Origin of the sequence: Streptomyces sp. NPDC048560, assembly GCF_040650955.1 — a bacterium.
Lineage (GTDB): Bacteria > Actinomycetota > Actinomycetes > Streptomycetales > Streptomycetaceae > Streptomyces.
On sequence record NZ_JBEZIJ010000010.1, the window covers coordinates 43128 to 68874 of the forward strand.

The 25747-nt window shown below is 68.9% G+C and carries 24 protein-coding genes and 1 pseudogene; all 25 read right to left on the minus strand.

The window, feature by feature from the left end; genetic code table 11:
* Positions 1 to 197: 197 nt before the first annotated feature.
* The gene (locus AB0C82_RS25400; RefSeq protein ID WP_362846050.1) at positions 198 to 2072 is read right to left on the minus strand and encodes an ATP-dependent helicase; all 1875 of its coding nucleotides are present in this window, start codon (positions 2070 to 2072) and stop codon (positions 198 to 200) included.
* Entirely contained in the window at positions 2069 to 4075 is a 2007-nt protein-coding gene (locus AB0C82_RS25405) for an AAA family ATPase (RefSeq protein WP_362846052.1), read from the minus strand. Before AB0C82_RS25405 ends, AB0C82_RS25400 begins: the two co-directional genes overlap by 4 nt.
* Before the next feature lie 234 nt (positions 4076 to 4309).
* On the minus strand, positions 4310 to 5788 hold the full coding sequence (locus AB0C82_RS25410) for a hypothetical protein (protein WP_362846054.1): 1479 nt from the start codon (positions 5786 to 5788) through the stop codon (positions 4310 to 4312).
* Positions 5785 to 7830: a DEAD/DEAH box helicase family protein gene (locus AB0C82_RS25415; protein WP_362846055.1), complete on the minus strand. Its 2046-nt coding sequence runs from the start codon at positions 7828 to 7830 to the stop codon at positions 5785 to 5787. The genes AB0C82_RS25410 and AB0C82_RS25415 overlap by 4 nt, the downstream gene beginning before the upstream one ends.
* Positions 7831 to 8110: 280 nt before the next feature.
* Positions 8111 to 9484, minus strand: coding sequence for a DUF317 domain-containing protein (locus tag AB0C82_RS25420; RefSeq protein WP_362846057.1), 1374 nt, complete (start codon positions 9482 to 9484; stop codon positions 8111 to 8113).
* Positions 9485 to 9538: 54 nt separating this feature from the next.
* Positions 9539 to 10672: a DnaB-like helicase N-terminal domain-containing protein gene (locus AB0C82_RS25425; protein ID WP_362846059.1), complete on the minus strand. Its 1134-nt coding sequence runs from the start codon at positions 10670 to 10672 to the stop codon at positions 9539 to 9541.
* Complete coding sequence (locus AB0C82_RS25430; RefSeq protein WP_362846061.1) at positions 10672 to 11907, minus strand: DNA cytosine methyltransferase; 1236 nt, start codon at positions 11905 to 11907, stop codon at positions 10672 to 10674. The genes AB0C82_RS25425 and AB0C82_RS25430 overlap by 1 nt, the downstream gene beginning before the upstream one ends.
* The gene (locus AB0C82_RS25435; RefSeq protein WP_362846670.1) at positions 11904 to 12170 is read right to left on the minus strand and encodes a hypothetical protein; all 267 of its coding nucleotides are present in this window, start codon (positions 12168 to 12170) and stop codon (positions 11904 to 11906) included. Before AB0C82_RS25435 ends, AB0C82_RS25430 begins: the two co-directional genes overlap by 4 nt.
* A 45-nt stretch (positions 12171 to 12215) precedes the next feature.
* Positions 12216 to 13169 (minus strand): hypothetical protein, encoded by a 954-nt coding sequence (locus tag AB0C82_RS25440; RefSeq protein ID WP_362846063.1) that lies wholly within the window; start codon positions 13167 to 13169, stop codon positions 12216 to 12218.
* 732 nt (positions 13170 to 13901) lie between these two features.
* Entirely contained in the window at positions 13902 to 14645 is a 744-nt protein-coding gene (locus AB0C82_RS25445; protein WP_362846065.1) for a DUF317 domain-containing protein, read from the minus strand.
* Complete coding sequence (locus AB0C82_RS25450) at positions 14642 to 15283, minus strand: hypothetical protein (RefSeq protein WP_362846067.1); 642 nt, start codon at positions 15281 to 15283, stop codon at positions 14642 to 14644. The genes AB0C82_RS25445 and AB0C82_RS25450 overlap by 4 nt, the downstream gene beginning before the upstream one ends.
* 107 nt (positions 15284 to 15390) lie before the next feature.
* The gene (locus AB0C82_RS25455; protein WP_362846069.1) at positions 15391 to 16287 is read right to left on the minus strand and encodes a hypothetical protein; all 897 of its coding nucleotides are present in this window, start codon (positions 16285 to 16287) and stop codon (positions 15391 to 15393) included.
* A gap of 119 nt (positions 16288 to 16406) precedes the next feature.
* Positions 16407 to 18200 (minus strand): TraM recognition domain-containing protein, encoded by a 1794-nt coding sequence (locus AB0C82_RS25460; RefSeq protein WP_362846071.1) that lies wholly within the window; start codon positions 18198 to 18200, stop codon positions 16407 to 16409.
* A 35-nt stretch (positions 18201 to 18235) separates the two neighbouring features.
* The gene (locus AB0C82_RS25465; RefSeq protein WP_362846073.1) at positions 18236 to 18820 is read right to left on the minus strand and encodes a hypothetical protein; all 585 of its coding nucleotides are present in this window, start codon (positions 18818 to 18820) and stop codon (positions 18236 to 18238) included.
* Positions 18821 to 18857: 37 nt separating this feature from the next.
* Entirely contained in the window at positions 18858 to 19835 is a 978-nt protein-coding gene (locus tag AB0C82_RS25470; RefSeq protein WP_362846075.1) for a DUF317 domain-containing protein, read from the minus strand.
* Positions 19726 to 20385 (minus strand): DUF317 domain-containing protein, encoded by a 660-nt coding sequence (locus tag AB0C82_RS25475; protein WP_341622118.1) that lies wholly within the window; start codon positions 20383 to 20385, stop codon positions 19726 to 19728. Before AB0C82_RS25475 ends, AB0C82_RS25470 begins: the two co-directional genes overlap by 110 nt.
* Positions 20386 to 20546: 161 nt before the next feature.
* Positions 20547 to 20894: a hypothetical protein gene (locus AB0C82_RS25480; RefSeq protein ID WP_362846077.1), complete on the minus strand. Its 348-nt coding sequence runs from the start codon at positions 20892 to 20894 to the stop codon at positions 20547 to 20549.
* 35 nt (positions 20895 to 20929) lie between these two features.
* Positions 20930 to 21742, minus strand: a complete 813-nt coding sequence (locus AB0C82_RS25485) for a DUF317 domain-containing protein (protein ID WP_362846079.1) — start codon at positions 21740 to 21742, stop codon at positions 20930 to 20932.
* Entirely contained in the window at positions 21739 to 22113 is a 375-nt protein-coding gene (locus AB0C82_RS25490) for a hypothetical protein (protein ID WP_362846081.1), read from the minus strand. The genes AB0C82_RS25485 and AB0C82_RS25490 overlap by 4 nt, the downstream gene beginning before the upstream one ends.
* 262 nt (positions 22114 to 22375) lie before the next feature.
* Complete coding sequence (locus tag AB0C82_RS25495; protein ID WP_362846083.1) at positions 22376 to 22786, minus strand: hypothetical protein; 411 nt, start codon at positions 22784 to 22786, stop codon at positions 22376 to 22378.
* 28 nt (positions 22787 to 22814) lie between these two features.
* Complete coding sequence (locus AB0C82_RS25500) at positions 22815 to 23573, minus strand: hypothetical protein (protein ID WP_362846084.1); 759 nt, start codon at positions 23571 to 23573, stop codon at positions 22815 to 22817.
* A 30-nt stretch (positions 23574 to 23603) separates the two neighbouring features.
* On the minus strand, positions 23604 to 24245 hold the full coding sequence (locus AB0C82_RS25505; RefSeq protein ID WP_362846086.1) for a hypothetical protein: 642 nt from the start codon (positions 24243 to 24245) through the stop codon (positions 23604 to 23606).
* Positions 24242 to 24991 carry a hypothetical protein gene (locus tag AB0C82_RS25510; protein ID WP_362846088.1) on the minus strand — a complete coding sequence of 250 codons (750 nt, stop codon included), beginning with the start codon at positions 24989 to 24991 and terminating at the stop codon, positions 24242 to 24244. Before AB0C82_RS25510 ends, AB0C82_RS25505 begins: the two co-directional genes overlap by 4 nt.
* A 25-nt stretch (positions 24992 to 25016) precedes the next feature.
* Positions 25017 to 25610: a hypothetical protein gene (locus AB0C82_RS25515; RefSeq protein WP_362846672.1), complete on the minus strand. Its 594-nt coding sequence runs from the start codon at positions 25608 to 25610 to the stop codon at positions 25017 to 25019.
* 35 nt (positions 25611 to 25645) lie between these two features.
* Positions 25646 to 25747, minus strand: a pseudogene (locus AB0C82_RS25520) (phosphoribosyltransferase); the annotation flags it as partial.

The following is a 25747-nucleotide window of genomic DNA, read 5'->3' on the forward strand; positions in this document are numbered from 1 at the left end:
TCGGGCATGGGTGGCGGTGGATTTCTAATGATCCGGCGATTCTCCGGTTTGGCTGACCGGGGATCAGGTGCTATCGTGCGCCGCCTCCGGAATCCCCTGGTGCTGATTTCTGGGTCATGCAACCCGCGACACATCTCGCGTGAGGCACCCGATTGCTGGGTTCGAGGCGCCTCAGAATCCGAGCTGTGGCACTGCTCTCACAGGAGTCCTTGCTCGATCTCATCCACGAATCTCGTGCGTCGTGAAGACTGCTTCCGCTCCGCGTAGTACCGGTTTGCGGGCACCGTGTAGTGGTCGCCAGTGATGAGCACAGCCTCGTCCTTGGCGCGCGTGATGGCGACGTAGAACTCGCGACGTGCTGCGGCGACCACGCTTGGCTTGGGGGGCTGGTTGTGAAAGTACGACGGAACGAGCCCCTCGACCAAGCCGGGGAGGACCACTGCTGAGAACTCTCGGCCTTTCGCGGAATGGTAGGTGGTTACGGCGATGTGTCCAGGGATTTGGCCGCCGGCCAACTCTGCCATGGTGAGCGGGGTTTCCTGGAGGGCGTTCAATTCGTTGGCTGTGTCGCGGTCTCGCGGGTCGGGGCTGGCGTTCGCCAACACCGCTGTGTCCATCGCCAAGGTCAGCTCTCGCAGGAAGCTCCTTGCGTCGTCGCCGGGTTCTAGGCGCGGGGTGGCGTCCAGGACCGTGGCGAGCTGTTGGGCGAGCACACGGCGCGTGGTGTTGGGGTGTGCGAGGTCGGCGAGCTGTAGCTGTCGCTGCCAAACCGAAGCAAGCTCCCGAAGGGGCAGCGCCCGAACGGTTCCTGTGTTGGGGCGGTTGGCGGAGCCGAGGGGGCCGGCTAGAGACCGTGCCGTGCACAACGCCAGGAGCTCGGCGAGGGGGCCGGACGGTCGCCGTCGATTCCTCTCACGGTCGTAGGGGATGCGGGCGGCGTCCAGAGCCTGGGTGAGGGCGTCGAGTACCGGGCCTTGGGCGCGGTAGAGGATTGCGATGCTCTCATGGGTTAGGCCTTTAGCGAGTTGCCCGCGTATGGCCTCGATCGCCATGGCGGCGTGGCGGTCGAGGTTTCCCTCAGCGTGCTTGATCGTCACGGTCCCTGTGTCAGCGCGTTCGGGTGCAGCCTGGTAGCCGCGGTCCTTTCCCAGGACAGCGCGGCTGGCATTGATCAGTGCGCTGCCGCTGCGGTAGTTCAGGGTGAGGCGGACCCTGTGGAAGTCAGGGCGATTCCAAAGTTCTTGGAGGTAGCGGGCACTGGCGCCTTGATAGGCGTAGAGGACCTGGTCGGGGTCGCCGACCGCTGTAACGGAGGCGCCGGCGTCCAGTAGCACTTCGACGATCCCGTGAAGAACCGGCCCGAGGTCTTGGTACTCATCGATCACAATGTGTGGGTAGCGCGCGACGATCTGCTCCCGCGCGGTCCTGCTCTTCCGCAGCAAGGCGAGTGCCCGGCCGGGCATGGCCTCGAAGTCGATCAGATCGCCTTGGAGGAGTAGCTCCTCATATCGGAGGACGACGCTCTTGTAGGTGGCGTGAAAACTGTCAGCGGATTCGCCCGCATATAGGACGCGTCGAAGTCGTTCAAGAGTGGTGCGATCCCGCGATGTTGGATTGCCCAGTCCGCACTCGTGTGCCGCCTGGCTCCACAGCGATCTGCAGGTGTCGTCGGCGGCGACGGTCGTGGAGTCGCGCTTGAAGCCCTCGCCGATGAGGTGGGCGTAGGGACGCAGGATGCCTTGCAGACAGAAGGCGTGAACGGTGGAGCTGCTGAGTCGACGGCCCGGGCGCATCCCGAGACGATGGAGGCGCCTCGTTGTCTCCGCTGCGGCAGCTTCGGTGTACGTGAGGGCGGCGACCCCCCTGCGGGGGCTGGTGGTGGCTAGCAGAAACGCAATGCGGGCCACGAGTGTCCGGGTCTTTCCGGCTCCAGGGCCCGCCAGAACTGTCAGGTTGCCGGTATGCATGGCTGCTTCGCGCTGGGCAGGGTGAAGTTGCGAGAGCTCGGCCGCCAGGGTGGGTGGAACAAGGGCAGGCGCGGTTTCGGGTAGCACGGGGGTTGGACCGGTCACTTGACGTGTCCCTTGCCGTCGCTTGCTCCGGTCGTGGGCGGGACAGGTGAGAGCAGGGGTGTTCCTCGTACGGTCTGGCTGAGGTCTTCCAGCAATGCAAGAATCGAGCCCGCCCCCCGGATACCGCCGAGCTCGGCGCGGCTGTAAGTCCCATTGGCAGGGCTGGATCCGATTTCCGAGAGCCGGCCGGGCAGGTCCAAATCAGCGACGAGCGTCGCAAGCCGTTGGGCGAATCTGCCCTTTCCAATGCGCTCGATCTTGGCGACGAACTCGGTCTGCTGTTGCTGGGTGGCCCCACCATCTGTGACTAGTGCAAGGAGTTCCGCGAATCCTTCGCGCGAGTCGCGCCGAGTGCGGAAGGCCTGGTAGGTAGCTGTCAGTTCCTTACTGAGAAGCCGGGAGATGTCTACTTCGAGGGTGTGTTCTCCCACGTAGATCCGCGCATCCCGGGCTGACTCGATCAGCGGACTCCGATTCGGACGCGACCCAGTCTCGGGCAGGTCGGCCTCAGCGACAGCCTCAATACCCTTCGCGAGGTCGGCAGTGAGGGACTTCAGGCCTGCAAGTTCGGCCAGCTGCTTGGCCCGCCACAGGCCAGGCTCCTTGCTCGCGGTCCGCTCTACGCCATTGACGGTCGGCTCCACGTTGGCCGCGTCGCCATCGGTCAGCACCCAGTGCCGCCGGTTGAATGCCTTTGGACCAAGCAAGGTTGCATACGGCGCGAAGTCGGTGCCTTCGACGCTCGAAACGACTATGCCGTAGTCGTCGAAGTGGAATTCTGCGGCCTCTGCCAGCGCTGGCAGAAGGTAGGCGTCGGCTGCCCCCTCAACGAAGACCACCTCGCGAGCGAAGAGGATTTCGGCTCGGGTGACATTGAGGTAGCGCTCAAGGTCCAAGGTCACTTCGGGACTGATGAGGCCGGGCGGGACTACAGAGGCAGTGGTGTGGCCATCGTGGCTGTCGGCCAGCACGATGCTCGACAACGGGGCCACCGCAACGATGTGCGGGCTGTGGGTCGTAAGCAGCAGGCGGTTGGGTTCACGCAGGAGGTGGGCGAACACCTTTCGCTGCAGAGACGGGTGCAGATGCGCTTCCGGTTCTTCAACGGCAAGGAGGGTGTCTTCGCCATGACTCGCAGCGCGACGAAGTCGCAGATGTTCAAGGAGCAGTGCCAGGTAGACAACGTTCGCGGTGCCGGTGGAAGTTCGGTCGATTCCACGAGTCGCTGCTATGTCGGTGAGTAGCTGGACGCTGCGGATGAGGTCCTCCTCCCGGCCTGCGAAATCGAGCGACGGAACCAGGGACAGCTGGGTGCCGGCCATGGATTCCAGGCGACTCTTCAGATCGGAGACGAGGAGCTGGACGTTTGCATCACTGTTCAACTGGCTTCGCGCTGCCTTCAAGGCTGCCAGCGTTGCCTGGATGACTTCCTCGGCCGGCATCCGATCACGGAGGAGTCGGGTGAGGGGGCTTCTGTCGGCTCGCCTGAAATCGCCCTCCGCGTCACGTAGGGCGTGGAGGACGGTCAAAGGGACGACGTCCATCGCATGCCGCATGCTCTGACCACGGTCGTCTCCACCGAAGATGTCGTAGGCGTAGTCGTCGACGGTAATCGGTCGGCCAAGGGCGGAGACTGGAACCTTGGGTTCGAAGGAGTAAGTCAGGCGGGCAACACGTGGCTGTCCCTCCAGGCTGATGAGTGCGCCGTCGAAGGTGCCTTGTGCATCTGGGTCATCGTCGAACCCGGTGAGGTCGACCTCGACTGTGACAATCGCGCCTTGCTGCAGTGAAGTCCCGTCGTGGATATCGTCAGCTTGCAGCCCACGTGCCCGGTTCGGAAGGTCGGGGTCGAGGACCAGTCGGAGTGCATGTAGCAGGTTGCTCTTACCGACGCCGTTCAAGCCGACGATGACTGTAGGTGTGGGGAACGGGGCGATTGTTAGGTCGCGGAAGTTCCTGAAGTTCTTGATACGAACCCTCGACAGCTGCACGTCGCTCCCCACCCCGAGATTTTGCGCGGCGAGCTGATGGAGGCGCTGCGCATCTGATCTGGAGCCTATCCGTGCTATGCGGCTAGGGGTGGGGGGACGTGACAATTACGCCGGAACCGCAGCCGATCAATGCTCGTGATGAGGAAGGTAGTCTTCGCGGACGGCGAGGTAGGTCTCCGCTGGTCGGGCTGCGCAGGCGTGAGGCCCCGCCACACCTCGATGACGGGGGCCTCACGGTCTGCCGCACTAGACCGCTTGGGAGTCGATGACCCGCAGATGACTGCCCTTCTGCGGTGACAGCAGAGCGACAAGGGCCTCTACCGACGTCTGTAGGGCGGAGACCTCTTCGATCAATTTCTCGTCCGCAATCTCGGCCAAGGGGGTGTCGATCACCGAGGCGATATTTCGCGCGGTGCTCGCCAGAACCTTGTGGATCCGCGCCCGGTGTTCGGCTGCCTGAACCTTCGGGTCCGCTTCCACAGCCTCGACGATAAGCTGCTGAACGCGTTCGTACGCCTCTGCGACAACCTCAGGAGTCGCCTGCGGGTCGTCCACGACGGCCACGAGTTCCGCGGTCTCCTCCCTTGCCTCCTTGGAGAGTTCGAGAGCCTGGCCGGCGGGCGTGCGAGCCTTCCCTTGATCGGCGATCTGGCGCACGTAATCGGCGCGTTCAGCCTTCCGGGACTCGACCGCCGTTTCCTTACGGAACACTGGGTCATGTGCAATGGTCCGGGCAAGGGTCGTGCGCAGCTCGCCGTCCTCACGTGCGCGCTCCAGGAGGGCGGTGCGCGCAGCCTCAGCGGTGCTTTCGTCGGAGAGGATCGCGGCCTTCATCGCCCCGGGACTCTTCGCAGCATAGATCACCTCACGCACGCTGAGACCCGCTTCGTGCGCCCCGGCGATCAGGGCTTCGGCGCGGTCCGGGCTGACGCGACCGGGCGTGAAGCACTCCGTCCATGTGGAGGCTGGTGGCAACGGTACCTCCACGCCGGGCTGGAGCCGGTCGAAGGAGGGGAGGTCGTACTTCTCGATCCCCCGCTCCCACGCCCGGTAGTACCGCATGACGCGCTTGTGATCCCACCCGATACGCCGGGCGAACTCTCGTGCGGCCACCTTGTGGATATGGGGCGCGCACCCCATATCCACATCCTGGGCGGGGCGGTCGGGCTGTCCGACTTCGACGTTCCGGGCAACCTTCAACGCCCAAATCCAGCCGCCGGACTTGCCTACTGACCGCAGCTCGGCTGCGTCCCGGTCGATGGGGTTGGACGGGTCGAGATCCGGCTCCTCGGCCGAATCAGTGATGTCGGGATCATGGGAAGGATCACCCCAGAGGGCTTCCTGTTCAAATCGACGAGCGTTCAACTCGGAAGGGTCCGATCCGATGAGTTCCCGGACCGCTGCCCGCATCATGTCCATCTGCTCGCGGATGCGCGGCACACCCTCGTGGGGGTGACGGATCTGGAGGAGGATCCGAACGTTCTCGACACTCGCGCCCAGCCCGAAGGGCGGCTTGGCTTCAATGAAGTCGGTGAAGCTGACGAAGGGTTCTTCCTGGTTGACGCCGGAGGGGACCTTGAGCCACGTCCCGTCGGTGACTACGGCGGCGAGGAGTTCAAGGAAACCAACCGGGTTGCCGCCGTTGCGTTCCAGGGACTCCCGGAGCTGGTAAACCTGCTGTTGCTCCTCAGTGAGGTAACTGTTCGATTCGACACGGACGCTCATACTTTCTCCTGCCTGAGGGCCAGTGCGGCGCGGAGCCGGCTGTTGGCCTTGTCTACGGTATTGGCCTGCGAGGCGTTGTAGCCCGCTGACTCGTTCACCTTTGCCGTCACCCTGGTCACTGCGTCCTGGTAGCCGGGGGCATCGGGCTTCACGCCGCGCGCGTACAGGTTGCTGCGGATGGTCTCCGCCACCTTTGCGTTGATGTCGCCGATCTGCTTCCGCTCTGTCTTGGGAGTCTCCGGCGCGGTCGATTCGGTGCGCGGGGCGGGTACCGCTGGCGGAGCTTGCTGAACTTGGATGCCTGCCATCTCCAGGATCTTCTTGATCTTGGATGCGTCCTCGCCCGAGTCGGCCATGACCTTGAAGCCCTCGATCAGGAGCAGCTCGTCCGCGTCAACGTCGACCTCGTTGCTGGCGGCCTTCGTTGTCGTGGCGACTGCGGACTCGACGAAGGACAGCATCGGCTGGACGGGTTCGATCGGCTCTTCGCCCGGCTCCGGTGTTTCGCGCTCGTCGATCAACTTGAGTCCCTGTTCCTGCTCTTCGCGGAGCAACGACAGGAACCCCTGCATCTTCGGGTCGTCGGGGGCGACGATGACGCAGGACTGGTTCCTCGCCGGCATCTCCTTCCACACCCTCAGGCCGCGGCCGACAAGCTGCATGAGGTGGCCGCCGTCCCGGTAGTGGGTCAGGATGCCGACGACCGTGATCTGCGGGCAGTCGTAGCCGATGAAGGCCATGCGAACCGTGACGAGGATGTCCATGGGCTTGACCTTGAAGTCGGCCAAGGACTGTGGGGCGTCCGTGTCGGCCGAGACCGCGATCCCGACGCGGAGGTCCGGGTACTGCTGCTGGAGGTACTTCTGCACCTTCTTGGCGTCGGACTGCTGCATGCAGGAGATAAGGCCCCGGAAGGACTTGTTGAACTTCTGCTTGTCGCGGACCTTCACCACGACGCGGTCCACCAGCGGCTTCCAGACCTTCTCGTCCCGCAGCGCCGGGGCCAGGTCGTCGCCGTCGTCGGACAGGTTGTACTCCAGGAGCGAGTCGCCGCTTCCGGTATCGGGGTCGCCGAGCGTGCGCTTCGAGATGCGGGCGTCGGTCAGGTGCAGCTCGAAGGTCCGCAGGTAGCCCTCGGCCACGCCATCGGAGTACCGGGCCTCTGCGTGGCAGACCAGGTTCATCTTCTTCGGGTTGGACGGGTCCGGCTCGTAGTCGGCGAGGATGAGCTTCTGGTTGTCGGCCCGGTACGGCGTGCCCGTCAGCAGGAGGGTGTGCCGGGCATACTCGTTCAGCTTCTCGATGAGGGCGCCGGCCTTGGTACCCCCGTCCTCCTTGTCGCCCGCGGCGCCGCAAAACTGCGCCTCGTCGGCAACCAAGAGGAACCGGCCCTCGTTGCGTCGGGCCCACAGCATGAAGATCTCCTCGTTAGTGACGAGGGCGCTGTAGGTGGAGACGAACCCGCTGCCGTGCTCGTTCGGGCTGGTCAGTGGCGTCTCGTTGACCCGGTGTCGTACGCGGCCGAGGCGCTTCATGGGGTCGAAGAGGTTGCACATACCTTGGATGTTCTTGTTCGAGTCCAGAACCATCCAGCCGGTCTCGCACTGCTCGGCCAGCGCTGTTCGCGGGACGAAGACGGCGACGTAGTCGATCAGGCCCTCGCGGAGGAGGTTCGTCGCCAGGGCCTGATAGGTGAGGGTCTTGCCCGAGCCGGGGGCCGCCAGAACGACTGTGCACTGCTGACGCTCGTGGATGCGTTCGATGACGCGGAACATCACCTCGCGCTGGAAGGGACGCGGGGCGAAGTCATCCGAGAAGTGCATGTCAGTCCTCTTCGAGTTGTTACAGACGTTGCACAGCGCCTGGCCGTTTTCGAGAGTGGTCGGCCCTCCGGCGGACCATGGGATCTTGTGATCGGCGTGCCATCCATCCGACAGCGCGACGGCGCACTTCTGGCACCGACCCTCGGCACGGTCGTACAGAACACTGCGCTGGTCCTGGTTGAAGAACCGGCGTGGATCACGCTCGATCAACTGGCCCACCTCCCTTATGGAGTAACGAACCTGACGGCTCGAAGGGTATCGGTGAGGTCTGACAACGCCGCTCTGAGAGAGGCCGTGGAATTGAGACGGCGCAGAGGCACACGTGGTGCGCGCCCCCGGGCCGCAGCGGATGGAGTCAGCCATTTCTGGAATACCTCCGGATCACGCGTCCGGCCACCAGTTGACACCAGGGGAGGGAATCACCGGTCACTGTGTCAGGACCCGCGGGCTGTCCGCCGGGTCGGTGGAATCCGGCTGCGTGGTTCGGGTGATGGGGAGCTCATCGTCTGTACGCGGGTCGGGGCGCCGATGCTGGGGGCAGGGCCACGGCGGGTCCTGCTGTCGGACGGGGTGCGGTTGTGGCTGCGCGGTGAGGCTGACGGTGGACCTGGCCGTGGGCGAGCTCGAAGGTGATGTCCTGGATGAGCGCCTTGGGGGCGTGCGTCGAGAGGTGGATGGCCCAGTGGGGACTGTCCGCGGTGTTGCCGCCCCAGACGGTCCAGGCCGGCAGGAGGCTCCCCTGCTTGACGGAGCTGTCGAAACGCAGCCCGACCGCCCTGTTGTCGGCGTTGGGGGCGGTCCAGTCGATGAGCCGGGGTCCGACCTTTACGGGCCAGCCGACATCATCCAGCGGGCGCGAGGCGTATGCGAGGTCTGCCTGCCCCACCGGGTTGTCCGTGCTCGGGCCCCAGGCGTTTTCGGCACTGAGGGCGTCGAGCAGGACGCGCATGATCTCGACGGGTGTCGTGGGGGTGGCGGTGGCGTGCCAGAGGCGCTCTCCGACGGGGGACTCGTAGGCGGCGATCGTCCAGGCGTCGTCGCCGCGAAGCGCTTCATGGAGGAACTCCACGCGCAGGGCCAGGGATTCGTGGCTGGCGATGGTGGTCTCATCGTGGGGGCGCCACTTCTCCCACTCCTGGTGCTTGGTGAAGAAGTCGCGGAGGAGTGCTTCGTGGTCGCCGGGGTCGGCGGCGTACGAGGGAACGCTCTGTGAGACCTGCTCGGCCGGAGGGTCGAACGTGGTCGGTGCCGGCCTGTCGGCGCGGGGTACGGCGAGGACTGCGGCTGCGGCGCGCTCGATGTCTGTCGGCGGTGCGGGTCCCGGCCGTGCTGCGACGGGGTGATGACGGAGGAAGTCAGCTATGGCCTCGGTCTCGGAGTCGAAGATCATGGTCTCTTGACGTAGGTAGTCCTCGCCGTGCAGGTGGATGCTTTTGCCCCCTCGGTAGGTACCGACTGCCACGTTGGTCCAGCCGTCGTGGGCGTGCATATGGATGACCAGGCTGCCGGCGGCGATGGCATCGTGGATGGCCTGGGCGTCGGCGCTGACTTCGCGGATCTCTTCCCGGGTCAGCCAGTGCATGGGGTAGTTGCCGTACGTCCACTCAGTGTCGATCTCTTCCTGCAGCGCGGGATCGACGTCCACGCTGGTGCCGTCTTCGCGGAGCGCCTGGGCGGCTTTGTCGGCGTAGTGGGGTGCGTCGTGGTCGATGCGTGCAAGAACCATGGTCGTGTCGCTGGTCGAGCGGAACCCATGGATGGCGAGGGCGGCGCGCGCGAGGTAGTGGGGGTTGCCGGTGATGGTGGCGATCACGGCGGTGCCGTGGTCGGGATGGAGCGCCAGGCGGACGTGGACAGGTGAGGGGCTTGGCATGGGGCTCGCTTCTCGGGTCCGGCCGGCAGATGGCCGGCCGGACCCGGTCGGGGCTTATCGGGAGGACCGTGCTGACACGCTGGGGGCACGGGTGGCGCGGGTTGTGGTGGGTGGCCCGGCCCGGGACGCGGGGGCCGGCCGTGGGCGGGGGCGTTCGGTGGGTGGTTGGTCGGTGGCGTGGTGCCAGCGGGCCCGGAGGGCGGTGAGGTCGGCGAGCGCGCGGCGGCTGCCGGTGATCAGCTGGTGTGGGGAGTTCGACAGGTCGTGGGTGAAGGCCTGTATGTGCAGGCCGGCGGTGTGGGCGTGGTGGAGGAGGGAGCGCCGCAGGATCTGTTCGCCCCAGTGCTCGGGGGCTCCGGCCGATGCGGCGAGCATGTCCAGGGCGTCTTGCGCGGTGAATGCCTGTGTGAGTAGGCCGTGCTGCTGGGCCTCCCAGAGCACGGTCACCTCGTCGACCGGATCCCCGCGGGCGGTGAGCGAGGTCAGGCACCGGTACAGGGCTCCGTGTAGGGGGATGGCGAAGTCTTCCGGGCGCAGCCACCGCATCGACGCCAGTGCGGTCGGGTACGCGGCGGCCGTCGACAGCAGTAGCTGCTCTTCGCTCGTCACGTCAGGGCCGGTATCGCGGGCGGGCGGTGGCGGGGGTGGGGTGCGGGGGAGTGAGCCCGGGTGGGACGGGAAGGCTGCGGCCAGGCGGTCGAGGAGGGATGCGAGGGAGTCGGCCCGGGTCAGGGTCACTGCGGCTGGGTCCGGAAGCGCGGTGTCGGTGGCTGCCTGGATGAGGGGTTCGGCGTGGGCTTGGAGGGTTCGCCGAGCGTGGTCGGCCCGTACCATCCGCGCGTACGAGGGGGCGTTCGCGGGCTGGGGGCAGGCTGCGGCCAGGGTGTGGAGGTAGGACAGGGCCAGGCCGCGGGCATGCGGGAGTGCGTGGGCGTGGACGGCGTTGATCCAGACCGGCTCCTTCGCGTGGAGTGACGGGGCTGGCGGCGTTAGCGAGGCCAACGCCGCGTACAAGGCGCGGTGCCTGGCTGAGGAGAACTGGGAGGGATCGAGCGGGCCGATCGCCTTCACCCGGTGCGGGTCGAGGAGGAGGGCGCCCAGCAGGGCTTGTTCGGCGTAGTGGACGGCCGGGCTGGTGGGGATGTCGCCCAGGGTGAAGTCCGGTTCCGGAAGACGGTTGTTGGCCATCAGGCCGCCAGGATGAAGTCGGACCGGTTGAGGGTCGTGCCGAGATGCGGAGCCAGAAGGTGGGCCGCCAGGAGCGGGGGCACCGCGTTGCCTATCTGGGAGAACTGCTGCCCCTTCGTACCGGCCCACGGATAGTTCGCTGGGAAGGTCTGCAGGGCGCCGGCCTCGGCGGCGGTTATCCGGATCGGATCAGGCGCCGGTTCCTGCCCGGCAGGCGGGGCAGCCGAGGGTTCGGCGACCCACATGCACTCGTTCGCACGATGACCGAAGAACAGCGTCCCGGCTGGCTCCTCGACCGAACGGATGGTGGCGTTGGCTTGGTTGTTGCTGCGCAGCGACCAAGCCCAGGGGTGGTTCCCGCAGGTGCAGGCAGGGGTTCCTGCCGGGGAGGGGCGGCTGCGTGTACGGCGGAGGGCGGAGCGCGGGCTGGGCGGCTTCCACGTACCGCGGTCGCGGGCGTCGGTGAGGGTCTTGCGGGCTCCGGATGGGAAGGGCTCGGGGCCGCCGCCGGGGCCTCCGCCGGCGCAGACGGTGGGGACCGGCCGGTCGGTGGCGCCCCAGCCGAGGGCCTCGGCCATGGACACCCACTGCTCGCGGCCCGGCCCGAACAGGCTTTCCGGCTCGGCCGTCTGGGCGTGGGTCGGGGGCGGGGGCTCGGCCGTACGGGACCGGGACGCGAGCAGGATCGCCCGCCGCCGGGTCTGCGGCACGCCGTAGTCAGCGGCATTGAGGATCCCGGTCCAGACGGAGAATCCCCATGTACGCAGGATCACGGCGTACTGCCGCCACAGCGGCAGGACGTCGGGTACTTCCTCCATCGCGATCCACTCGGGCTCGCCCGCCTGGTGCAGGGCATGGAGGTAGCGCATCGGCTCGGCTGCCAGCAGAGACCGCGGATCCGCGCAGGCGGCCAGCAGCTTCGCCCGGGTGTCCCGGCCGGCAGCGAGGTCGGCGACCGCCTGGTGGACGAGCGGCTGGTCGAGCAGGCCCAGCCGCTTGCCGGCCATCGACCATGCCTGACACGGCGGGCTCGCTATGAACCCGCGGGTACGGCCGACCAGCGGCCACGCCGGGTACATCGCCACATCCGTACGGATCGTCAACTGGCCAGCACGGGCTCGGGTTTTGCACGCCCACTCGTCCCACTCCAGACCGACATCCCGCACCCCGAGGACGTGGAGAGCGTGGCTCCAGCCACCCGGCCCGGCGAACAAGTCGACGACGAGGTCCCTCACGCGGTCAGACCGAAGTCGTCGCGGACCGGCTCGGGCTTCGGCTCCCAGCCGGTGTCGGCGAAGATCGCCACATCGACGCGGGGAAGGATTCCCTTCGCGGACAGGCAGAGCAGGACGGAGCTTTGGACGCTGGCGCCCAGCGACAGGATGCGCTTGGCGGGGGAATTGGCTGCGGCGGCAGATCCCGGCGAGGTGGTGGTGGGTGGTGTCCGGGGGGACGTGGAGGTGGTGGGGATGGCGGGTCCTTGGGGGTGAGGGGGCACGTCCCGGGCGGGGAGGGCGTGGGGCGCGGAGAGGAAGGGGGTTGGTCATCGAGTTCGGGCTGGTGTTGCGGTGACGCTGTTGCCTGGCAACGGAGTTGTGGTCAGCGCGGGGGCGTGGGGGGCGCGGCCGAGCTGGGCGGCGACGGCCATCGCACCGCTGAGGGTGAGGCGGACGCGGTCCTGGGGAGGGCCGCCGTCGAACGCCGGTGGAGCGGAGGCGGGTTCACGTGCGGTCAAGCCCTGGTGCTCCAGGGCGAGCACGGTGTCGATGTGTACGGTGCGTGATCGGCTGTGGATGTGCTCGCGGCCTCCACTCCGGCCGATTGCGAGGTGACCGCGGGCGGCGGCATACAGTGCGGTCCGCTCGGCGGGGGTCAGGCAGCCTGCTGCCGTGGCACCGGTGAGGCTGCTGCGGTGCATCTCCAGGGCGACGGCGGTCGCTGCCTCCAGCGCCGCAGCCGGCCCCAGTGCCGTCAGCTCCTGCGCGAGCGCTATCTGCCGGTTGATCTCCTGGGTCCCGCGTTCCTGGTCCGACCCCGATGCCGGGGCGCCGAGAAGGTCCTTGGCCTCGGCGAGGTGACGGGCTGCTCCTGCGGTCAGGTAGGCGAGTTGCTTGATCCGGATCGCGGCGTCCGTGACTGCAACGGTCGCGGGTATCGGCTGGTCCTGGATGGCCTGGACCGCTTCGGTGCAGGCGCTCACGAGGAACGTGGCGGAGGTGTGCCCGCGGGCCGCACCGTAGGCCGGGCGGAGTCGGGCGAGGTGGTCGTTGTACTGCGTGAACTGGTCGGCGAGGGCGAGTAGACGCACGACCGGCGAGGGCGGCCTCTGGAAGGAGGGTTCGGGCGGGACGGGCGCGGAGGCCACGGGCGGCGCGGGATCAGGACGTGTCGGCGGGACGGGTGCGGAGGCGGGTGGCGTGGGTTCGGAGCGTGACGGAGGGGCGGTCGCGGCCGGTGCGGGCTCGTCGGGGAGGGAGAAGAGGACGTCGTCGGTCATGGGCGGATGAACCCTTCAGGGACGGGGTCCCGGATCGGGTCAGGGGCGCAGGCTGCGGCCTGTGGCTGGGGCTGCCGGGTCAGTGCCGTGTAGGCCCTGACGTTGCGGAGGGGCTGGGCGGCAGACGGACGGCCTGGAGTGGGTGGCGGGCTTTCCGGTCTTGAGGGACGGTGCCAACTCGCGCAGCTCAGCGGTCATGTGCTGGGCACCGTTTTCCACCATGGCGAGGCGGATGGCCACGTGATCCGGCAGCTTGTGGCTGTGGGTGTACCGGGCCCGCTGGATGAGTGCGACGGCGGCATCCATCTGCGCGGCGACCTGTTCGAGGACGAGGTCCTGGTCGTCGTCGATCCCCGTGGCCTGGAGCAGCTCGTCCAGAGCGCCCGGCAGCGCGGGACGTTCGATCGGCAGGCCGTACAGCTGGGCGTGCAGGGAGTTGGCGAGGGCGAGTACGGAGCCGCCGGTGCTTCGGTATCCGTAGCGGGGTGCGGCGTTGCGCGTCAGATCGAGGTTGTAGGTGACGGCGTGGGGCGGGGGCGGCGGGGTGGTCGAGATGTGTGTGGCCAGAGCGCGCGCGATGTCGAAAGGGGTGGGCGCACTGGCGGGGGAGGCTTCGGCCGGGGGCGGACTCAGGGGTACTCCAAGGGGGCGGATGGTTAGCGTCGTGCGGTGCTCTTCGGTGCGGTAGCGGGGGCAGTCGTCAATCAGGCGTAGCCGCTTCTGGTGGTCCGATCAGGGACGGCGGGGCGGTGCCCCGGGTGGGCGGGGCTGAGGGATCTGGGCGAGTGCGTGGTGTACGTGGGCGCCGAGGCCTGCGGAGTAGGCGGGTGTGATGATCGCGGCGCTCAGGTCGCGGGAGAGGAAGGGGATCTCGCGGTACTGGCGCTCCACGGGCGTGCTGGACGCCAGGTGGGAGAAGAACTGGGCGACCAGCGGCGCGGGCACGGCGTCGGTGAAGGTGGCGCTCCAGTGCGTGTCGAACCCGTCGTAGACCGAGTGCTCGAAGGACCAGCCGACGCCGGGGCGGGGGCGGTGGTGCACCGAGCAGTGGCTGTCCGGGGAGCTGTAGGCGCTGTTGTCGGGCGCGCGGACCCACCGGTTGGTGACGGCGATCTCGCGGAGCGAGAGCGTGGTGACGGAGATCTGTTCGGCGTGACGCTGGTCGCCGAGGAGCTGCGGCAGGCTCTGGGCGACGGCCGATACCGCCTCGATCGGGGCCTGGCGGCTGATCTGGATCTGCCAGTGGGGCTCGACGTTCTCTATCTTCCACCACAGGCCGTCGGGGCTCTCGGGGGTGAACTCCAGCGCTGCTGTGCCCTGGGGATGGGCAAGCCTCACATGCTGCAGGTTCTGTTCTGCCCGCCAGTCGAAGAGGTGCACGAGCGGCCCGATGACGTTGGTGATCTTGTCGGTACCCGCGCCGGCCAGGTAGCGGGGGGAGACGAGGACGCGATCGGTGGGGGCGAAGTCGGTCACCTGCGCCCCGGGCTTCGCGGTGCGGGCGGCGAGGCTGCGGGTGCCGTGTCGGTGGGGTGAGGTGCCCCGACGACGCCTGCTGGCGGACCGAGGACTTCAAGCCGTGCCGCATGCTCCTTCGGCGTGGTGGTCACGCCGGGACTACCCGCTGCCCGGGCGATCAGCTGTTGGTCCTCGCGTCGCGCGGCGAACGAGGCCAGGCGATGGGACAGGCGCTGTGCCAGCCGGTGGTACGTCTTCGCCGCTCGATCCAGTTCCTCGGTGGCCTCACTCAGCCTGCTGCGGCTCGCCGCGGGGGTCTCATCAGCGTCGTCGTACAGCAGGACTTCGGTGCGGCGGTGGATGGCGAGCGTGCACAGGGTGGCGGCGAGAGATATCTGGGTTGTGGCTTCGACGAGTTCGGCGAGGTTCTCGTGGCCGTCCTTCATGGCGGCGTACTGGCTGGTCGACAGCGTGAGGGCCTGCTGGGTGCACTGCATCGCGAAGTCCTGTACGCGGACGGCGGTCGGCCCGATCTCGCGAAGGGGTTTGGCTATCTCTCCCGCCCTCACGCTCTCCACCTCCTCGCGCAGGGCCTTCAGAGTGGGGGCCACCTGGCCGAGGAAGCGGGTCTGTTCTGCAAGGTCGATGATCTGCAAGGCGAACTCTCATGGGGTATCGGGCACAGGTTGGGTTCCAGGGCGCGGGCACGAAGGTGTCGACGCTGGTGCCTACGGGCGGTCCGGGGCGTTGTCGCGCATCCCGGCTAGCGGGTGCGGGCCGCCGGTGGGCGGACCGGACGTACGGGAGCGGAAGCCGGAGCGGGCAGTGGGACCGGGCCGAGGCTGTCGAGGGCCTGGCGGCCAGTGGGAGTGAGGTGCAGTCGCTGGCCCATCACGAGGGTGGTGGCGGAACTACGCTTCACCAGATCTTGCGCCTCCAAGGCCTCCACCGTGCGCATGGTGAACCGGTGAGGGCCGGGCTGGCCGGACAGGGCCAGCTTGTGCCTGCTCAGATACACGGCGATCTCGTGTTCGGCGATGACCTGGAGCGCGCGGTGCTGGGCGTCGTTCAACTTGGCCGGGACCCGGGGTGGGGATGGTTGCGGACCGCGGTCGGAGTTCGTGTCTGCCGGCGAAGGGTCGGGGCGCCCGGGTGCGTCGTCGATTGCGGGCGGCCGGGTTGGGGAGCTGGGCGCTGACGACGGCTGGGGGGCGGTCGCGTCCGGCCTTATTTGGTCGCGGGCCTCGGACAGTGCCCGGCGGATGACGGGCAGGTGCTCATCGGCGGCCTCGTAGAAGTCGAAGCGGTCCATGGCGTCGTCGACCGTGCCGTACGGGGTGGGCTCGCAGGCAATGGTTAGGGGGGCGAGGATCTTCGTATAGCCGGACAGCGCCTCGGCCAGCGAGACCGTGGTCATCGAAAGGATGTGGGTCGGCCGCCAGATGCTGGGCTCGGGGTGACGGCGGGCGTGGTCGCTGTGGGCGTGCGCCTCGTCGGCTATCCGTGAGAGGAGTGCACTGACTTGGCTGATGTGCCGTGTGACGGTGCTGACGGAGACGTGGTCGATGCCAATCGGGTGCCGGCGAAGATCCTCGATGATGTCGTCGATGAAGTCAGACAGGCCGGGGTATTCCAGGGGCGGCGGGTTCGAATCAGGCACAGGGGTCCTTCTGTTTCAGGGGGCAGGCTGTCGTGGGCCAGGGCGAGACCCCTCCCGGTGTCTTCGGGAAGGTCAGAGCGACCGGCACGGAGTGTGCGTCGGCAAGCGGTCCGGCTTGTTCACGCCGCCTTCCCGAAGTCGTCCTTCTTCGGCGAGGCTTTGGCGACCGCTCGGTCGGTGATGCCCTGGGACGCGGCGGCGGAAGCGGCGGCGAGGGTGCCGGCGCCGGGCTCCAGGTACCAGGGGCGCAGGTCGAGCATGGCTGCGCGCATGCCGGTGGCGAAGCAGAGCGCGGTTCCCTTGGGGAGGGCGCGGATCGCGTCCGCGGGAAGGATCCGCTCCTGGCGCATGCTGATGCTGGTGGACTTCCCCGAGTCGGAGATGGAGGTGGACTTCGTCTCGACGTCGTGGTCACCGATCAGCCTGCTGAGCTTGTCGGCGAAGTCCGGGTCGTCGATGCCGGAGCCGATCACCTTCACGGTGGACGCGGACCACATGGCGTCCATGCCTGCGTCGCCCCAAACCTTCTGCCCCTGACGGTAGGACTGCAGGATGGTGATCGGGATGATCCCGCGGGACCCGAGGTGGGAGTACAGGTCGGGGAGGTCGCTGATCTTGCACACGTTGGCGGCCTCGTCGAGGATCGCAAGCATGGGCGGGTCCAGGCGTCCGCCGGCCCGTTCGGCCTGGGTGGTCGCGGCCCGCATCACGGAGTCCGCGCACGCCGCGATCAACGCCGAGGCTCCGCCGCCTCCGTCCTTCGACAGGAGGTACAAGGTGTCCTTGCTGGATACGAACTCGGCGGGCTTGAACTCGGCGACCCCCTTCTGCGGGGTGACCCACGCGGCGATCTCGCTGTTCAGGAGCGCCGACGCGTACTGCCTCGCGGTCTCGTAGATGCCGTCACGGGTCTCCGGCGGGCCTTCGACGGTGCCCTTGAGCTGGGCGGCGACAGCCGAGAACCCGTGGTCGCGCAGGATGTCCAGCGGTCTGCGGTCGGCGGGGAAGGCCAGCCACTGCATGACGTCGGTGATGGGGCGTTCGTCCAGGGCGGCGGCCAGGAACAACTGGCTCAGGATGTTGGATCCGGCCTTGGACCAGAAGTCGCCCTGCTGGGAGGCATCCACGCTCGCGGCGAGGAAGTGCCCGGCCAATCGTCCCGCTCCGTCGAGGGACTTGGCGGTGGCGAGCGGGTTCCACCACATCTCACGGGCCGCGTGGGCGATCTGCTGCGGATCCATGCTCCATGTCCGGCCGTTCTCTCCGCGGGCGTCGAGCGTGGCGGTGTAGGCGTCGCCGGCGGCTTTGTTCGAGGTCAGGAGCACGGGGCCGGGAGCGGCGAGGATCGCGGGGATGGCCAGGCATGTCGTCTTGCCGGATCGGGGGGCCATGATCGCGACCGCGACGTCCTCGAAGCCCATCCGGACCTCGGAGCGGCTGCCCTGCAGGTTGCCGAGCAGGACGCCGGTGTCGGAGGCGTCGATGGCCTTGGCGTCCTTCAGGCTGGGCCTCAGGGAGCGGGCCTTGGCGGTGATGGCCTTGGCGAGCAGCGGCTCGATGTCCCTCTGCTTGGCCATCCCGGCGACGCGCTTCCTCTTCCCGCTCGTGCCGCTGTGTCGGGTCCACCACAGGTATCCGAAGACGGTGAGGGCGAGGAGGACAGTGGCGGGGAGGATGCGGGTGCCGATGAGCAGGGACGTTTCTCCCGCCGCGGGCCAGAGGCGTTCGGGGTGGAAAAGAGCTTCGGCCGGCTGGTAGGGGACCCAGGGGCCACTGCTGGTGACCCAGGCGGTCGCGTTGCCGCCCAGCCAGGCCAGGGTGGACAGGGGCAGGGCGACGGCGAAGGCGCCGAGGAGGGCCTTGAAGGCTATGTCGTAGCCGTCGGAGTTGGAGTTGGGGGAGGGGCTGGACAAGAGGGCGGTTCCAGGGGAAGGGGGGCGGTGGGCTTCTACCGGCGGGGCTTTGCCGGGACGGAGTCCCGGCCGGGGAGCGCGGCGACGGGGGCGGTGGCCGGCCGGGACTGGCTGCGCCGCAGAGCGTTGTGGATGTCGAGGACGGCCTGGCCGTGGAGGGCCCATTCGTCCAGGTAGTGCCAGGCCTCGGCGGTCCGCTCGGCGAGCGGCCCGTCGTACTCCTCGACCCCGGGCCGTACGGACTGCGGCAGGGTGGCGCGCAATGCGAGCCACTCGCTTTGCAGGGCGCCGATCCGTTCCTGGGCGGTGCGTAGAGCGCCGATCTGCCAGGCCCAGCGGTGGTGGACGCTCCGCTCCGGAAGCTTCTGCAGTTGGGCCTCGGCCGTGGCGACCAGGTCGCCGGCTCCGGAGCGGATCCGGTTGAAGGACCGCCAGGTGTCGGCGTCGCGCTGGGCCTGGCGGAACCCGTAGGCCCCCTCGTCGTGCGGCCAGCCGTCGGGGCCGGTGTGCTCGTCGGAGTAGGTGTCCCAAGCGGCGAGGATCTGCTCCGCCTCGCGGAGGTAGAGGGCGAGCTGGTGCAGGAGGTGCTGGTGCCTGGAGTGGAAGTCGGCGTTGGTCACGGGTCCTTCGGGGGTCGAGGGAGTTCTCGGTCGGCGGCTACCGGGCGGGCCTGGCCGGCGCGGCGGTGCGCGGAAGTGCGGGCGCGGCCACGGCGGTGGTCAGGTGCGGCTTGGGCCGGTGGCGGCGGGCCTCGGCCAGGCGCTGCTTGTGTGCGCTGACGACCTCGGAGCCGATCGCGAATTCCGGTCCCTGCGTGAGGTGGGCACTGTCGTTGATCTTGAATCGGGCGCGCAGGACCGGCGTGGGGTTGGAGATCGCTTCGGCGACGGCGGCCAGCAGGTGGGTGGGGGTCGCCGCGTCGAGGTGGGCTCGCCATATGCGTTGCTCCGGGCCGTGCTCACCGTGGTGGTGTGCGGCCTCGATCTCCCAGCCCATGACGCCCAGGGAAGGCGAGACGTACAGCTCGACCTGGACGATGGCGTCGGGGGAGGTCAGCCTCTGCGAGCCGGTCGCGGACGTGGTGTGCTCCCAGCCGCGGCCGGTGAGGACCTCGATCACCGAGGGGGCCGGTTCTTCGGGCTCGGGCCGGATGAGTGCGTCGGTGAGGCTGGCCACGATCTCGGCGGGGGTGTCGCCGTTGAACGTGACGTACCAGAAGCCGGGGCCGTGGTTGTTGTCGATGCGCCACCAGCGGGTAAAGCTGCTGGGCGTCGGCGTGAGTTCGAGACGGAAGGTGTGGTCGGGGCTGGTCATCCGGATCGCCGGGTGGAGCGGGTCGGAGTCCAGACTCCATCCGCGGGCCCGCAGCGCGTGGGTGACGTGGCGGGGGTCGCCGGCGTCGGCGAGGTAGCGCGGGGTGATGGCCGATCCGAGGGCGTTCTCGTGGTCGTAGGCGAAGGCGGCGAGCTGCCGGTCGGTGATGGACAGAGGGGACGGCTCCTTGAAGACCGGTTGGACGGTGGTGTCAGCGCCGGGGGCCGGCGACGGCTGGCGCCGCCGGGGCCGAGCTGGGGACGAGCTGGGTGGTGAGGGTGGTACGCCGGTTGCGTACGGCGGTGGCCCGGGCTTGGGCAAGGCGTGCGGCGTGCTCCTTCGCGAGGTCGTCGCCCTGGCGGCCACCGGGTTTCTGGGTGACGAGGCCGCTGTGCGGGACGTCGAACTCGGCCCGTGCGACCGGTGCGGGATCGACCAGTGCGGTGGCGAACGCGGCGGCAAGGTGCGGGGCGCTGCCGAGGTGGGCCTCCCACACCGTTTCCTGCCCGCCGAGGCCGTCGGGGAGCAGTGCGCAGGCGATGAAGCCGGTGTTCCAGCTGGTCGTCCTGTTCCACCGGCGCAGTTGCATGATGCCGTCGGGGTGTTCGGCGAGCTCGTGGCCGCGCTCGTCCCTGGTGTAGCTCCAGCCCGCTGCCGTGAGGATGGACCACACGTCGGGGGCGGTCTCGGGTGCGGGTGCGATGAGGGCGTCGGTGAATCCGGCGAGGATCTCCACCGGCGTGTTCCCGCCGAACTCGGCGTACCAGTTCTCGGTGTCGCTGGTGCAGCTGATCCGCCACCACTTGGAGTACGACTCGTTCTCCGGCTCGAGGGCCAGGGCATAGCGCTGGTCGGGGCTGGCCAGGATCACGTGTGGGTAGTCCGGGTCGGAGTGGTTGGACCAGCCGGCTGCGCGCAGGGCTTGGGTGATGTGGCGGGGGTCGCCGCGACCCGCGAGGTGGCGGGGGGTGGTCTCGAACCAGATCCGGCTGTGCGGTTCGTCGGCGCGGGTGTGGATGAAAGGCCGCTGGCTCAGGACGTCGCTCCCGGCGTGTCGTCGATGCCACTGGCCAGACGGTGGACCTCCCAGTGCAGCGAGTACCACTGCATGATCTCGGTGGCCGCTTCGCGGAGGGTGGCGACCACCGAGCTGACCTCGTTGCTGTACGGGTCGGCGTCGGTGGCGATGGCTCGGGCGGATGCGCGCAGGACGTCGGACAGGAGCATCGGGATGCCGAGGTCTTCGTCGACAAGCGGTATCAGCAGCGTCAGGACCTCGTCGGTGGGCGGCTCGGACCGCAGGTGGTCCCTGAGCTCCAGGAGGATGTCGACGGCCTGGTCGATCTTCTCCGGAAGAGGGGCATTGGAGAGTGCGGTCATGGGGTTCCTCGGTGGTCGTGGTGTGGGCCGGGCGGTCAGCGGCGGGACTTGCTTGCGCCGGCTGCCGTGTAGGGGCTGGCGGGAGTGCGCTGGCGGGGGCGGGCGGCGCTCCAGGAGTTGCGGGCCCAGGTGGCGGCGCGGGCGGCGGTGATCCGGGCCTGCTGCCAGCCCCCGAGTTCGGAGGGGCGTACGGAGACCGAGGTGGTGCGGATCCACTTGCTGGCCGGGACACTGCCGCGTGGGCGCATGACCGGGGTCGGGTCGGCGAGCGCCGTAGAGAATCCCTGGATGAGGTGCATCGGCGTTGTGGGTGTGAAGACGGCGTCCCAGGCGCGGCCGTGCTCGGTGCGGGCGCCGGCCCACCAGTGCGCCTGGCCGGGTTCGTTCTGGTTCTGGTGGTATTGCAACCAGGCGTTACGGTCCGGGGAGACGGCGGTGAAGTGCTGGTCTCGTTCGGTCTCCCACCCGTTCTCCTCCAGAGGAGCCCACACGTTCGGGGCGTGGGCGGAGCGCGGCTTGGTCAGGGTGTCGGTGAACCCGGCGACGATCTCGATCGGCACGGCGGTGGTGAACGTGGCGTGCCACGCCGGCTGCTGCCCGACAGCCTTTCCCGAGATGGTCCAGCCGCCGGGCATCGCCGTCGGGTCGAAGCCGACCCGTACGGAGCGGTCGGGGCTGTCGAAGACGATCGGGCCGCCTGTCCGGGAGATGTCCTTCCAGCCGGAGGCGCGCAGGTACTCGGCGACGAAGCGGAGGTCGCCTCCACCGCTGAGGTGGCGGGGCTCGACCAGGTAGTGCTGTTGGGGCTGGTCGGCGGTCGGTCCCCAGCCTGTCCAGGTCTTCTTCACCGGTGCCTCCGGGCGACGAGCGGCGACGGGGCCAGCGGGAGCGCGGTGCTCGGCGGGCTCTGGGTGAGCCTGCGGATGTCCTCTGCGTGCTCGTCGAGGTCGAGGGTGATGTCGTGCAGTTCGTTCGCGGCGCGGCCGAGGGCGAGCCACACTTCGGGCGGCAGAGCCCCGTTGAGTGCCCGGCCCTGCGCGAAGCATGATCCGGTGGCCACCAGTGTGGTCAGCGATCCGAGGACGCCTTCTTCGGGTTCGAGAACCTGGCCCAGGATGCGGGCGGCTTGCTGGGGCGAGGCCACGATCAGGTACTCGTTGAGCTCCGTGATCTGCTGTGCGATCTGGCGGGCCAGGGCTTCGGGGTCGTAGACGGTCATGCTCCTCCGGGGTGGTCGGGGTCGGCTGCTCTGCCTCGGGATGTGACCGTGTGGCCGGATGGGCCGGGACGGGCGGGGGTGGGACGCCCAGGGGTCCCGGCGGTGACGGCGCGCAGGTAGCGGCGCAAGAGGAAGACGGCCAGGCGCGGGCGCCGGGCGGGGGAGATCGGCGGCAGCTGGTTGGGGGTCTGCTGGATCGTGATGCTCCAGGTGGGTCGGGTTGGAGCCGTCCCCAGCCCGGGAAGGGCCGGGGACGGCGTGGTCAGCGAGAACGGGGTGGGGAGCCGGGTGTCCCCTGCGGCGGCACTGCGGTGGCCAGTCCGGTCTGGGCTTTGGCCTGTCGTGTGCGGTGCTCGGCCATTGCCTGGGCCCAGGCGGTCACGTCGTACACGTCCGGGTCGATGTTGACCTTGTAGTCGGCGATGAGTAGGGGCAGGGCCGCGCGGGTGGCGAGTTGTTTCTGGGCCTGTTCGCTCAGGCCGTCGGGGGTTTCGTGCCAGACGTAGACGGGGCCGGAGGTCGCCTCGGCGTGGCGTTCAAGGCCGGTACTGTCGAGGAGGGCCAGGAGTTCTTCGGGTGCGTTGCTGCGGCTGACGATGTGGACGCTGCCGGGGGTGTGGGCCCGTCGGTAGATCTCGACGTCGGTGCCGGCTTCATCGGCCAGATTTCCCACGGGGGATCTCCTCACGGTGGTGGGTGGATCAGCGGGTCGCAGAAGCGACCGCCGGGGCGGGCGGGCGAGTGGGCAGTGCCGTGGGTGCGGGGGCCGGTCGGGCCGGGCGCATGGTGACGCCGACGCCGATACGGGCCAGCTGCTGGGAGACAGCCTGGACGCGGGCGATCTGCTCGCGGTCGCCGTACGACGCCGGAAGCAGGAACTGCCGGTGGTAGGGGTGGTACTGGAATCCGGCGCTGTACAGGACCGCGGTTGCCTCGCGCACTCCGGTGACGGCGCCGACGGCCCCGTCCGGGTGCCAGGCCATGCTCACCGCCCCGGAGATCAGCACCGGTTCGGGTCGGCGGGGCGCGGGGTGGGCGGTGTTGTGCCGGACCTGGCACAGCGCACTCTCGTAGCGGGGGAGCAGCCTGCGGGTGACTTGGGCGGCGGCGCGGGCGGGGTCGGCGGGGATGGTGATGCCGTTGGGTTCGTCCACCTGGTGGAAGGCGTCGTGAGGGGCGTCTGGTTCCAGTGCGCCGATCATGAACTGGTGCCGGTATCGGGGGCGGTCGAAGAGCAGCAGGCGTGCTCCGTCGGTTCGGGTGAGCACGGCCTGGTGGCCGAGGACGAAGGTGGAGGTGGCGTAGCCGACGGCTCCCATGTCCCACACCGTCGACGTGGTGGCGATTTGGTCGTGGTAGGCGGCGTGGCGGGTGTAGGTGCTGGTCCAGGTATCGGGCAGGAGGGCGGCGAGGCCGTCTGCGAAGGCCGCGAGGTCGGTTCGATGGTGTCGTGGGGGCATGGTCGTTTCGGGGGGTGGAGTGCGGCGGGTTCAGCGTCCCCGGGCGGGTGGCGACGCCGCTGGGCCTGGAGGTGCCGGTGGTTGCGGGGCGGCTGGTTTGGCGGCAGCGGCCTGATTGCGGATGTGCCGGATCTCGTCGCCGCCGCGCGAGAGCACGCTGGTGGTGTCCATCAGCCGCATCGCGAGGTCGTCCTTGGACAGTGCGCCCTCGGTGCGCTGGCTCCAGGTGGCCCAGGTCGTGATCAGGGTCTGCACCAAGTGGGACAGCAGGCCCTCGGTGGGCGCGGCCACTTCGGCGAGGATCTCGGCGACCTGCTTGTCGTCGGTGGCCTTGCTGGCCTGCTCGGTGAGCTGGTCCAGGTAGCGGTGGGCCGCTGCCCGGTCGCCGTCGGGGGTGGCGAGCGTGTTCAGGGAGGGATCCAGGTAGACGCTGAACCCTGAGAGCAGGAGGGCCTGGGCCGCGGCGGTCGCGTAGTGGCGCTGCTGGTCGACGGGCATGTCGTGCGGCTGGCGGAGGTAGTGGACGCCGCCGTCGCGGAAACGTCCGACGGTCTCCAGGATGCCCGCGGCTTCCGGTGTGCATCTGCTGGTCACCACCAGCTGGGTGCGCGGGTCGCGGGTGATGGTGACGTAGTCAAGGACGAGGAAGTCGGGCTCTCCGCCGTCCTTCACCGGGAGCGCACCGTGTTCGCCCCGGCCGGGCGCGGTGCGGGCAGCGGCCTCGTTGCCGGCGTGCCCCGGTGTGGCGCGTTGCGCAGGGTCACACCGATGTTCAGGGCGCCGAGCGCGGTGCCGGCCGCCCGCACGCACCGTGCCTGGTGAGCGGTGTCGTCGCCGGAGGCGACGTACGTCTGCTGGCCGGGGTCGTGGACGAACCCGTGGGCGGTCAGGATCTCGGCCACCTCTGCCTGGTCGGTGGTGGCGGTGAGGTCGCCGGATTCCGTCCAGTTCAGCACCAGGGTGTCGGGCTGGGCGGAGGAGCGGTTCAGTGCCAGGGCGTTGTCCTGGACCTGGGCCAGAGCGGTCTCGTAGCGGGGCAGGAGCTGGGTGGCGATGGCGTCGGCGGCCTGCTCGGGGTCGGCGGTGATCGTGATTCCGTCCGGCTCCGGCACCCCGCGAAACGCCTCCGCGTGGGTGTCGGCGGGGGCCATGGCCGCGACGAGGAACTCGTCCTCGTAGCGGGGGTGGTCCATGAGGAACAGGCGCCGGCCGTCCTCGCTGGTGAGGATGACGTCCTGCTTCAGGGGGTGCTGGGCGAGGGCGTCGGCGACACGGTTCATGTCCCAGACGTCGGCGGTGAGGAAGAACTGGTCGTCGTGGGTGGTGTGCTGGCGCAGTTCCCGGGTCCAGGTACCGGGCAGGAGCTGGGTGAGGATGGCGGCGAAGGAGTCGAGCTCTTCGGGATCGTGGTCGGGCATGGGTTCCTCGGGCGGGATCGGGGCGTCAGCGGCGGCGGCCGGCCGGGGCGGGCGGAGCGGCGGCCGGTGCGCTGGGCGTGGTGGGGATACGGGCGGGCGCGGGACAGGGGCAGGAAGCCGACTTCTCGCGCTCGTCACCGGCGACTTCCTGCGGGCAGGGTGCTCGGTGGGGGTGTACTGCTTGCCGGTCGGCGAGATCGTTTCGGACGTGCCGCAGGTCGGAGGCGAGGACGTGGAGCCGCTCGTCGGCCAGGTGGCGCAGCCGGGCGGCCGTGTGCGGGTCCGCGGGGTGTCCGAGGTCCTGCAGGAAGTCGGCCGCGGTGTGCAGGACTTTGGTGAGGGCCGCCAGGATCCCGTCGTGGGTGGCGGTCAGCTCCGTGAGGGTGTCGGCAACCTCTTCGGTGCTCTCGGCTTCCCGGATCCGGACCGCGAGGTGTCGGACCTGGTCGCCGAGGGTGAGGTAATGCGGTTCGCGTCGCTCGGTGGCGAAGACGGGGTCGGTGTCGAGGTCGTAGCCGACGGTTTGCAGGCGGGCCACGGCTCGGGTGGCGAGGCGGATTTCCTCGTCCTGGTCGAGGCCGGTGGGCAGGCGGTGGTAGGTCTCGTGGCGGCGGACCACGGGGACGAACCCGGTGCGCTCAAGGAGGCTGTGGTCGACCCCGCGCCCAGCTCGGGGTGGTGCGGGACGCCGAGCTTGCGGACGACGATCACATCCAGGGGTGCGCCCAGGACCCGCGCGACTTCGAAGGCCACCGG